The sequence below is a fragment of the Streptomyces sp. NBC_00090 genome (assembly GCF_045160815.1).
Classification (GTDB): domain Bacteria; phylum Actinomycetota; class Actinomycetes; order Streptomycetales; family Streptomycetaceae; genus Streptomyces.
The window spans coordinates 6,462,353-6,472,338 of record NZ_CP108224.1; the positions used below are offsets into that span (position 1 = coordinate 6,462,353).

The 9,986-nt window shown below is 71.4% G+C and carries 10 protein-coding genes; 8 read left to right on the forward strand and 2 right to left on the reverse strand.

The features are described from left to right. Positions 1-19 precede the first annotated feature (19 nt). From OG361_RS29040 to OG361_RS29075, 8 genes are all read left to right on the forward strand, one after another. Positions 20-2,863, forward strand: coding sequence for a DNA translocase FtsK (locus OG361_RS29040; protein WP_405858139.1), 2,844 nt, complete (start codon positions 20-22; stop codon positions 2,861-2,863). A 289-nt stretch (positions 2,864-3,152) separates the two neighbouring features. Continuing rightward, positions 3,153-3,980 (forward strand): helix-turn-helix domain-containing protein, encoded by an 828-nt coding sequence (locus OG361_RS29045; protein WP_405858141.1) that lies wholly within the window; start codon positions 3,153-3,155, stop codon positions 3,978-3,980. Between the two features lie 95 nt (positions 3,981-4,075). After that, on the forward strand, positions 4,076-5,575 hold the full coding sequence (rimO, locus tag OG361_RS29050) for a 30S ribosomal protein S12 methylthiotransferase RimO (RefSeq protein WP_405858143.1): 1,500 nt from the start codon (positions 4,076-4,078) through the stop codon (positions 5,573-5,575). Then, complete coding sequence (pgsA, locus tag OG361_RS29055) at positions 5,572-6,246, forward strand: CDP-diacylglycerol--glycerol-3-phosphate 3-phosphatidyltransferase (protein WP_384568950.1); 675 nt, start codon at positions 5,572-5,574, stop codon at positions 6,244-6,246. Before rimO ends, pgsA begins: the two co-directional genes overlap by 4 nt. Further along, entirely contained in the window at positions 6,243-6,764 is a 522-nt protein-coding gene (locus tag OG361_RS29060; RefSeq protein ID WP_405858145.1) for a CinA family protein, read from the forward strand. Before pgsA ends, OG361_RS29060 begins: the two co-directional genes overlap by 4 nt. Before the next feature lie 109 nt (positions 6,765-6,873). Then, the gene (locus tag OG361_RS29065) at positions 6,874-7,257 is read left to right on the forward strand and encodes a helix-turn-helix domain-containing protein (RefSeq protein ID WP_024758922.1); all 384 of its coding nucleotides are present in this window, start codon (positions 6,874-6,876) and stop codon (positions 7,255-7,257) included. A gap of 227 nt (positions 7,258-7,484) precedes the next feature. Next, the gene (locus OG361_RS29070) at positions 7,485-7,955 is read left to right on the forward strand and encodes a Dps family protein (protein WP_405858147.1); all 471 of its coding nucleotides are present in this window, start codon (positions 7,485-7,487) and stop codon (positions 7,953-7,955) included. A 123-nt stretch (positions 7,956-8,078) separates the two neighbouring features. After that, positions 8,079-8,348, forward strand: a complete 270-nt coding sequence (locus OG361_RS29075) for a hypothetical protein (protein ID WP_405858149.1) — start codon at positions 8,079-8,081, stop codon at positions 8,346-8,348. Here the strand turns inward: OG361_RS29075 and OG361_RS29080 are convergent. After that, on the reverse strand, positions 8,296-9,060 hold the full coding sequence (locus OG361_RS29080; protein WP_405858151.1) for an SDR family NAD(P)-dependent oxidoreductase: 765 nt from the start codon (positions 9,058-9,060) through the stop codon (positions 8,296-8,298). The genes OG361_RS29075 and OG361_RS29080 overlap by 53 nt on opposite strands. Before the next feature lie 32 nt (positions 9,061-9,092). Then, on the reverse strand, positions 9,093-9,923 hold the full coding sequence (locus OG361_RS29085; RefSeq protein WP_405858153.1) for an Fpg/Nei family DNA glycosylase: 831 nt from the start codon (positions 9,921-9,923) through the stop codon (positions 9,093-9,095). Positions 9,924-9,986: the final 63 nt, after the last annotated feature.

Below are 9,986 nucleotides of genomic sequence, written 5' to 3' on the forward strand. Positions count from 1 at the left end.
CACCGGTAACCTCAGCATCATGGCTTCACGTACGTCCGGCAAGGGTTCCCAGGGCACGGCGGGCACCGCAAAGCCGCGCGCCGGCCGGACGACGGGCGTCGCGAAGAAAGCGGCGCCCGCGAAGTCCCCCGCCAAGCCGCCCGCCAAGCCGCCCGCGAAGAAGGCGGCGGCCAAGAAGGCCGCGCCCGCCAAGCGCCCGCCCGCGCGGAAGCCCGCCGCGAAGAAGGCCCCGCCCCGCCCGGCCCCGTCGCCCACCGGAGGCGTCTACCGGCTCGTCCGCGGAATCTGGCTCGGCCTCGCCAACGCGGTAGGGGCGATGTTCCGGGGGATAGGGCGCGGAGCCAAGGGCCTCGACCCGGCGCACCGCAAGGACGGGCTCGCGCTGCTCCTGCTCGGCGTCGCGCTGATCGTCGCCGCGGGCACCTGGTCCAATCTGCGCGGCCCGGTCGGCGACCTCGTCGAGATGCTGGTCACCGGGGCCTTCGGCCGGCTCGATCTGCTGGTGCCGCTGCTCCTCGGGGCGATCGGCGGCCGGCTGATGCTCTACCCGGAGAAGCCCGAGGCCAACGGCCGGATCGTCATCGGGCTCTCCGCCCTCGTCATCGGCGTCCTCGGCCAGGTCCACATCGCGTGCGGTTCACCGGGCCGCGGTGACGGGACCGAGGCCATGCAGGACGCGGGCGGTCTCATCGGCTGGGCCGCGTCCCAGCCCCTCGTCTTCATGATGGGCGAGGTCCTCGCCGTACCGATGCTGGTGCTGCTCACGATCTTCGGCCTGCTCGTCGTCACCGCCACCCCGGTCAACGCCATCCCACAGCGGCTGCGCGCCCTCGGCGCCCGGCTCGGCATCGTCGAACCCGCCGACGAGCCGGCCGAGGCCGAGGGGTACGAACGGCACGAGGGGTACGAGGGGTACGACGAGGGGTGGCGCGAGGCCGCGCCGCGGACCGCCCGCCCCGCCCGTCGCCGGGCGTCCGGGCCGGCGGAGCCGTACGACGTGGACCGGGCCGAGGCGGAGCTCCTGGGGCGGCGCAGCGGACGCGGCCCGCGCCGCTCCGCCGCGCCGGCTTCCTTCGACCACGGCATGGACCCGGTGGACGTCGCCGCCGCCGCGGCCGCCGCCCTCGACGGCGCGGTGCTCAACGGCATGCCGCCGTCGCCGATCGTCGCCGACCTGACCAGGGACGTCACCGCCGAGCGGGATGCCGCCGTGGCCGCCGCCGGGGAGAGCGCCGGGCCCGCGGCCCCGCCCAAGCCGGCCGGACCGCCCGTGCCGTCGGCGCGCGGGGGCGAGCGGCGCTCCGGCGGGGGCGTACCCGATCTGACCAAGCCCGCGCCCGAGCCGACCGATCTGCCGCCCCGGGCCGAGCAGCTCCAGCTGTCCGGTGACATCACGTACTCGCTGCCGTCGATGGACCTGCTGGAGCGCGGCGGGCCCGGAAAGACGCGCAGCGCGGCCAACGACGCCGTCGTGGAGTCGCTCTCCAACGTCTTCACCGAGTTCAAGGTCGACGCGGCCGTCACCGGCTTCACCCGCGGTCCGACGGTCACGCGGTACGAGGTCGAGCTCGGCCCCGCCGTGAAGGTCGAGAAGATCACGGCCCTGACGAAGAACATCGCGTACGCCGTGGCCTCCCCGGACGTGCGGATCATCTCGCCGATCCCCGGCAAGTCGGCGGTCGGCATCGAGATCCCGAACAGCGACCGCGAGATGGTCAACCTCGGGGACGTGCTGCGGCTCGCGGACGCGGCGGGTGACGACCACCCGATGCTGGTCGCGCTCGGCAAGGACGTCGAGGGCGGCTACGTGATGGCCAACCTGGCGAAGATGCCGCACATCCTGGTCGCGGGCGCCACCGGCTCCGGCAAGTCCTCCTGCATCAACTGCCTGATCACCTCGGTGATGATAAGAGCGACCCCCGAGGACGTCCGGATGGTCCTCGTCGACCCCAAGCGGGTCGAACTCACCGCCTACGAGGGCATCCCGCACCTGATCACCCCGATCATCACCAACCCCAAGCGGGCCGCCGAGGCCCTCCAGTGGGTGGTGAAGGAGATGGACCTCCGCTACGACGACCTGGCGGCCTTCGGCTTCCGGCACATCGACGACTTCAACCAGGCCATCCGGGACGGGAAGATCAAGCTGCCCGAGGGCAGTCAGCGCGAGCTCAACCCCTACCCGTACCTCCTGGTCATCGTCGACGAGCTCGCCGACCTGATGATGGTCGCGCCGAGGGACGTCGAGGACTCGATCGTCCGCATCACCCAGTTGGCCCGCGCCGCCGGCATCCACCTCGTCCTCGCCACCCAGCGGCCGTCGGTGGACGTCGTCACCGGCCTCATCAAGGCGAACGTGCCCTCGCGGCTCGCCTTCGCCACCTCCTCGCTCGCCGACAGCCGGGTCATCCTGGACCAGCCCGGCGCCGAGAAGCTCATCGGCAAGGGCGACGGGCTCTTCCTGCCGATGGGCGCGAACAAGCCGACCCGCATGCAGGGTGCCTTCGTCACCGAGCACGAGGTCGCGGCGGTCGTACAGCACTGCAAGGACCAGATGACGCCCGTCTTCCGGGAGGACGTCACCGTCGGCACCCGGCAGAAGAAGGAGATCGACGAGGACATCGGCGACGACCTCGACCTGCTGTGCCAGGCCGCCGAACTGGTCGTCTCGACGCAGTTCGGCTCGACGTCGATGCTCCAGCGCAAGCTGCGCGTCGGCTTCGCGAAGGCCGGCCGGCTGATGGACCTGATGGAGTCGCGGAACATCGTCGGGCCGAGCGAGGGCTCGAAGGCGCGGGACGTGCTGGTGAAGCCGGACGAGCTGGACGGGGTGCTGGCCGTGATCCGCGGGGAGTCGGGGGAGTAGCGGCGGGGGGACGGGGTACGCGGTCGGGACAGGCGAGTCGAGGTCGGCCTGGCGGTCGGCAGGACCATCCGGCCGAGACCGGCGTACCCGATCGAGACCGGGCCGAGACTCACTCGTAAGGGAACAGTGGGCAACCGTTTCCCCTGCCCGCACGTCAAGTTGGACGGTGGGACAGAAGGATGTCCCAGCCTCATGGCGTACAAACAGCACCCGCCCGGTTGCCCCACCCTTTCGTACCACCCATAGACTGAACGTCCAGCAGGTGGCTACACGCTCGAAAGGCGCTCTCGTGTCCATCGGCAACTCCCCCGAAGACGACCGGACGTTCCCGGCAGACGACCGGGACGCGATCGGTCGCACTCTCCAGCAGGCCCGAATCGCCGCCGGTCTCACCGTCGAAGAGGTCAGTGCCTCCACCCGTGTCCGGATTCCGATCGTGCACGCGATCGAGGAGGACGACTTCTCGCGCTGCGGCGGCGACGTCTACGCCCGCGGTCACATCCGCACCCTCGCGCGCGCCGTCGGTCTCGATCCGGCTCAGCTGATCGAGCAGTACGACGCCGAGCACGGTGGCCGTCCTGCGCCCACCCCCGCCGCCCCGCTCTTCGAGGCGGAACGTATCCGCCCCGAGCCGCGGCGGCCCAACTGGACCGCCGCGATGGTCGCGGCCATCGTCGCCGTCGTCGGTTTCGTCGGCTTCACGATGTTCGACGGGAACGAGGCTCCCAAGGGCACCACCGCGGCCGACGGCGGCCCGGCCCCGGCGCCGGAGAAGGCGACCTCGGCCGCGAAGCCGAAGCCGGTCAAGCCCGTGGCCCCGAAGCCGACGGAGAGCGCGATCGCCGCGGTCCCGCAGGACAAGGTCACGGTCAAGCTCACCGCCGTCGACGGCAAGAGCTGGATCTCGGCCAAGGCCCACGACGGGAAGCTGCTCTTCGACGGCCTCCTCCTGGAGGGCGAGTCCAAGACCTTCCAGGACGACGAGCGGATCGACCTGGTGCTGGGCAACGCCGGCGCCATCGAGCTGCACGTCAACGGCAAGAAGGTGGAGGAGAAGTTCGAATCCGGCCAGGTCGAGCGGCTCACCTACACCAAGGGCGACCCCGAGGCCGGATGATCCACCAGGACCCCTCGGGCCCGTGATGTGACCTCTGTCGCGCAGGTGAACCCTGCGCGACGGGGTAACGGCCGGGACGAAGTAGTCTTGAGTCCATGCCCGAACGCCGTACCGTCGCCCTTGTCACTCTTGGCTGCGCCCGTAACGAGGTGGACTCGGAGGAGCTTGCAGGCCGCTTGGCAGCGGACGGCTGGGAGCTCGTCGAGAACGCCGAAGACGCGGATGTCGCCGTCGTCAACACCTGTGGATTCGTCGAAGCCGCCAAGAAGGACTCCGTCGACGCCCTCCTCGAAGCCAATGATCTGAAGGACCACGGCAAGACCCAGGCCGTCGTCGCCGTCGGCTGCATGGCCGAGCGGTACGGCAAGGAGCTCGCCGACGCCCTCCCGGAGGCCGACGGCGTCCTGGGCTTCGACGACTACGCCGACATCTCCAACCGCCTCCAGACCATCCTCAGCGGTGGCAGTGTCGAGGCCCACACCCCGCGTGACCGGCGCAAGCTGCTGCCGCTCTCGCCCGTGGAGCGCCAGGCGGCCGCCGCGGCCGTGGCCCTGCCGGGACACGGCGCCGTCGAGGAGCCCGAGAGCGTACCGGCCGACCTGACCGACCTTCCCGAGGGGATCGCGCCCGCCTCCGGGCCGCGCGCGCCGCTCCGCCGCCGGCTGGACACCAGCCCCGTCGCCTCCGTGAAGCTCGCCTCCGGCTGCGACCGCCGCTGCTCCTTCTGCGCCATCCCGTCCTTCCGGGGCTCCTTCGTCTCGCGCCGTCCCTCGGACGTGCTCAACGAGACGCGCTGGCTCGCCGAGCAGGGCGTGAAGGAGATCATGCTGGTCTCCGAGAACAACACCTCGTACGGCAAGGACCTCGGCGACATCCGGCTCCTGGAGAGCCTGCTGCCCGACCTGGCCTCCGTCGACGGCATCGAGCGCGTCCGGGTCAGCTACCTCCAGCCCGCCGAGATGCGCCCCGGTCTCATCGACGTCCTCACCTCGACCGAGAAGGTCGCGCCCTACTTCGACCTCTCGTTCCAGCACAGCGCCCCGGACGTGCTGCGGGCCATGCGCCGCTTCGGCGACACCGACCGCTTCCTGGAGCTCCTGGAGACCATCCGGTCCAAGGCCCCGACGGCCGGTGCCCGCTCCAACTTCATCGTCGGCTTCCCCGGCGAGACCGAGGCGGACTTCGCCGAGCTGGAACGCTTCGTCACCCACGCCCGGCTCGACGCCGTCGGTGTCTTCGGATACTCCGACGAGGACGGCACCGAGGCCGCCACGTACGAGCACAAGCTCGACCAGGACGTCGTCGACGAGCGGCTCGCCCACCTCTCCCGGCTCGCCGAGGAGCTCACCGCGCAGCGCGCGGAGGAGCGGATCGGAGAGACCCTGGAAGTACTCGTCGAGTCCGTCGACGAGGAGGACGGCTGGATCGGCCGCGCCGCCCACCAGGCGCCCGAGACCGACGGCCAGGTGGTCCTCACCACGGCCGACGGTACGAGCCCCGACCTGGCTCCGGGCCGTATGGTCAGGGCGAAGGTCGTCGGCACGGAAGGCGTCGACCTGGTGGCCGAGTGTCTTTTCGAGGAGGCAGCCAGATGACCGGAGTCCCGGCATCCGCGACGGGCGGGACCGGTAGGCCGGCGCCCCGCGGAAAGCTGGGCACTGCGGCCGTCAACCAGGCCAGCCTGTGGAACATCGCCAACATCCTCACCATGATCCGGCTCGTACTCGTGCCGGCCTTCGTGGTGCTCCTGTTCCAGGACGGCGGTCACGACCCCGCCTGGCGCGCCTGGGCCTGGGCCGCGTTCGCCGTGGCCATGATCACGGACGTCTTCGACGGGCACCTGGCCCGTGCCTACAACCTCGTCACCGACTTCGGGAAGATCGCCGACCCGATCGCCGACAAGGCGATCATGGCCGCCGGTCTCATCAGCCTCTCCGTGCTGGGCGACCTGCCCTGGTGGGTGACCGGGGTCATCCTGGCCCGCGAGCTGGGGATCACCCTGATGCGGTTCTGGGTGATCCGGCACGGGATCATCCCGGCGAGCCGCGGCGGCAAGATGAAGACGCTCGCCCAGGGGACGGCGGTCGGCATGTACGTCCTCATGCTCACCGGTCCACTGGCCACCCTGCGCTTCTGGGTGATGGTGGTGGCCGTCGTGCTGACGGTCGTCACCGGTCTGGACTATGTGCGACAGGCGGTCGTTCTGCGCCGCCAGGGCCTCGCGGAGGAGCGGGCGGCCGCGCGGTCGGAGGCGGCGACGCGATGACCGAGGCCGCCCGGGTGCTGGCACTGCTCGCGGAGCGTGGTCACACGCTGGCCGCCGCGGAGTCGCTCACGGGTGGTCTGGTGGCCGCCGAGCTCACCGGCGTACCCGGAGCCTCGAAAACTTTCCGGGGGTCGGTCACGGCCTACGCCACGGTCCTCAAGCACGAACTCCTGGGTGTCGACCGTGCCCTCCTCGCGGAGCGCGGCGCGGTCGACCCGGAGGTCGCGCTGCAGATGGCGGCCGGTGCGCGGGCCCGGCTGGGTGCCGACTGGGGGATCTCGACGACCGGCGTCGCGGGGCCCGAACCGCAGGACGGACAGGCCGTCGGAACCGTCTACGTGGCGGTCGCGGGGCCGACCGGAGCGGGCGCCGGAGCCGGGAAAGTGGTCTCGTTGAGGTTGAACGGCGACCGCGCGGAAATCCGTAGAGAGAGTGTACGGAGCGTGTTGGCACTGCTCCGTGAGGAACTCTCGGGAAATGCGCGGGCACAGGATACGGAACGGAACGGGGGGAATTGATGTTTGCAGCCCTGAGTGAACACGACATCGCTCCCCGCACGGCCGCAGCGCGAGGCGGTACGGTGGGGCGTGAAGGATGCGGCTACGCGGTCCGAGGAGGGAGCCACCGATGATTCTGCTCCGTCGCCTGTTGGGTGACGTGCTGCGTCGGCAGCGCCAGCGCCAAGGCCGTACTCTGCGCGAAGTCTCCTCGTCCGCCCGAGTCTCGCTCGGCTATCTCTCCGAGGTGGAGCGGGGGCAGAAGGAGGCTTCCTCCGAGCTGCTCTCCGCGATCTGCGACGCGCTGGACGTACGGATGTCCGAGCTCATGCGTGAAGTGAGCGACGAGCTGTCACTGGCCGAACTGGCCGAGTCGGCAGCGGCGAGCGAACCGGTGCCGACGCCGGTACGCCCGATGCTCAATTCGGTGTCGGTGACGTCGGTGGCCGGTGTGCCCACCGGGCGGGTGACCATCAAGGCGCCCGCGGAAGCGGTGGACGTCGTCGCTGCCTGAACCGAAGTGGGGCGAAGCCCCGGTCGGTGCCCCGTTGTGGGCGCCTGCCGGGGCTTTTCTCGTTCCGGTTCACTGACGGGTCTCTTTCCGGGGCTCCTTCCGGGTCTTCTCCCCGGTACCTGCCCGGTACCTGCTCGATCCGAGATTTCGGGCGATTTGTTTGAGATGCCGGGTTCCGGTGAGGCGTGCCATGGTGGGGGGAACGTACGACTGGTTGGAGATCCCGCATGTCTGTCGTGAAGAGCCCGCTGTCCGAGGCCGACCTCAAGACGGTCGGCAACGCGCTCCAGGGGGCGCTGGTCGATCTGGTCGACCTCGCCCTCGTCGCCAAGCAGGTGCACTGGAACGTCGTCGGTCCGCGCTTCCGCTCCGTCCATCTGCAGCTCGACGAGGTCGTCGACACCGCACGGCTGCACTCCGACACCGTGGCGGAGCGTGCCTCCGCGCTCGGCGTCAACCCGGACGGGCGCTCGGCGACGGTGGCCTCGTCCAGTGCCATCGGAACGGTTCCGGAAGGGTGGATCAAGGACGTCGATGCGGTCAAGATCCTGGTCGCCGCGCTGGGAGCGGTCATCACCCGCATGCGGGAGAGGATCGACGCGACCGGCGACCCCGACCCGATCAGCCAGGACATCCTCATCGGTCTGACGGGCGACCTCGAGAAGCACGCGTGGATGTTCCAGGCGGAGAGCGTCTAGGGCCAGGTGGAGCCGGTGGCCGGGGTTCCCATGGCGATACGTGCGGTGTGCGCCGGGTCTGCTTCCCGTGCGCCCTCCCGCAGGGTGATCCTGCCGGTCTAGCGTCGACCGCAGGAGGCGGCCATGGTACGGCGACGTGTTCCGCCGGTGACGCTCGCGCTGATCGCGATCGGGCTGGTGGCCGGGGGGCTCTGGTGGTGGGCGGTGCTGCGCCTGCTCCTCGTGCCAGGGGAGGCCGGCCCGGTCGAGGGGGCGGTGGCCGCGGGCGGCTGGGGACTGAGCCTGCTGCCGGTGCACGTCGCCGCCTCGTCGCGGAGGCCGGGCGCGTCCGCGCGAAGTGTCACCAAGGCATCGCGACGCCGCCGTTGGGGCGCAGGATCTGCCCCGTCGTGAACGAGGAGGCGTCGCAGGCGAGATGCAGGACCGCGTGGGCGATGTCCTCCGCCTCACCCACCCGGCCCAGCGGCGAGTGACGGATCATCGCGGCCTCCGCCTGCTGCTGGGCGGCCGGCTCGTGGCGGTCCGTCATGGGGGTGCGGATCCAGCCCGGGGCCACCGCGTTGACCCGGATGCCGTGCCGGCCGACCTCCACCGCCAGCGTCTTCGTCAGCTGGACGACGGCCGCCTTGGCGACGCTGTAGCAGACGAGGCCGGGGCTCGCGGTGTCCATCGCGCCCGAGGCCATCGTGACGATCGAGCCGGCGGTGCCGGAGGCGATCATCGAACGGGCCGCCTCCTGACAGGCGTACAGAACCCCCTTGAAGTTGACGGCGAGGACGCGGTCGAGGTCCTCGTCGCGGGTCTCCAGGACCGTACTCGTGTGCATGATCCCGGCGACGGCCGCCATGACGTGGAGGGGGCCCGCGGAACGGACCGCGGCGGCCAGGGCGGTCCGGTCGGTGACGTCCAGGGTGTGCGCGTGCGCTGCGCCTCCCGCGCCGGTGACGAGCGCCGCGGTCTCCTTCAGGCCGTGCTCGTCGCGGTCCGCGCAGTGCACGGTCGCGCCGGCCCGGGCGAGGAGCAGCGCGGTGGCGCGGCCGATCCCGCTCGCGGCGCCGGTGACGAACGCGGTGCGGCCGGTGAGGTCGTACGCCGAGAGGGTCATGCCCGGACCGTACGACCAGATCTGACGGATCGTCAATTGGCGTGGGGTGTGGTGTCGTTGTCGGTGCCGAGGTCTTCCCGGGTGGGGCCCTGCTGGCAGCCGGGGCACCAGTACGTGACCCGGTCGCCGAGCTCCGCCTTCCGGATCCGGGCGCCGCAGCGCAGACAGGCGTGGCCCTCGCGGCCGTAGACGTGGAGTGGGGTGCCGGGGCGCCGGGTGGTCGTGGTGCGCCGGTCGGGGCGGTCCTTGTTCACCTCCAGGAGGCGGTGGGCGGTCGCCACCAGGCGGGCGGGGACGTCGGGGCCGAGGTCGCCGACGGGGAGCCACGGCGTGACGGCGGCGAGGAAGGCCAGCTCCGACTTGTACACGTTGCCGATGCCGGCGAGGTTGCGCTGGTCGAGCAGGGCCTCGCCGAGCGGCCGGTCCGGATCGGTGAGCAGTCGCCGCACGGCCTCCTCGGGGTCCCAGTCGGGGCCCAGGAGGTCGGGGCCGAGGTGGCCGACCGCGCGGGACTCCTCGGCGGTACGGATCAGCTCCAGGACCGGGAGCCGGTAGCCGTACGCGGTGGACTGCTCGTTCCCGAGGATCGCCCGGATCTGGTGGTCGGGGCCGCCGCGCGGGCGCTCCCCGGTGGCGAACACCCGCCAGGCGCCGTCCATGCGCAGATGGGAGTGGAGGGTGAGACCGCCCTCGATCCGGGTGAGGAGGTGCTTGCCGCGCGGGGTGACGTCGAGGACCGTGCGGCCGGTGAGGTCGGCGGTCGCGAACCGGGGCACCCGGAGGTCCGAGCGGGTCAGGACCCGCCCGGCCAGCGCGGTGTGCAGGCGGTGCGCGGCCTGCCAGACGGTGTCTCCTTCGGGCACGGTTCCATGATGCCGGGTCGTGGGGAGCGGGGAGCGGGGAGCGGGGAGTGGGGAGCGAGGAGT

Bases quoted from the DNA above. Each gene is read 5' to 3' on its own strand.
- OG361_RS29040 (WP_405858139.1), top strand. From the start codon at position 20: ATGGCTTCACGTACGTCCGGCAAGGGTTCCCAGGGCACGGCGGGCACC.
- OG361_RS29080 (WP_405858151.1), bottom strand. From the start codon at position 9,060: ATGACCCTCTCGGCGTACGACCTCACCGGCCGCACCGCGTTCGTCACC.
- OG361_RS29060 (WP_405858145.1), top strand. From the start codon at position 6,243: ATGACCGAGGCCGCCCGGGTGCTGGCACTGCTCGCGGAGCGTGGTCAC.
- OG361_RS29070 (WP_405858147.1), top strand. From the start codon at position 7,485: ATGTCTGTCGTGAAGAGCCCGCTGTCCGAGGCCGACCTCAAGACGGTC.
- OG361_RS29075 (WP_405858149.1), top strand. From the start codon at position 8,079: ATGGTACGGCGACGTGTTCCGCCGGTGACGCTCGCGCTGATCGCGATC.
- rimO (WP_405858143.1), top strand. From the start codon at position 4,076: ATGCCCGAACGCCGTACCGTCGCCCTTGTCACTCTTGGCTGCGCCCGT.
- OG361_RS29065 (WP_024758922.1), top strand. From the start codon at position 6,874: ATGATTCTGCTCCGTCGCCTGTTGGGTGACGTGCTGCGTCGGCAGCGC.
- pgsA (WP_384568950.1), top strand. From the start codon at position 5,572: ATGACCGGAGTCCCGGCATCCGCGACGGGCGGGACCGGTAGGCCGGCG.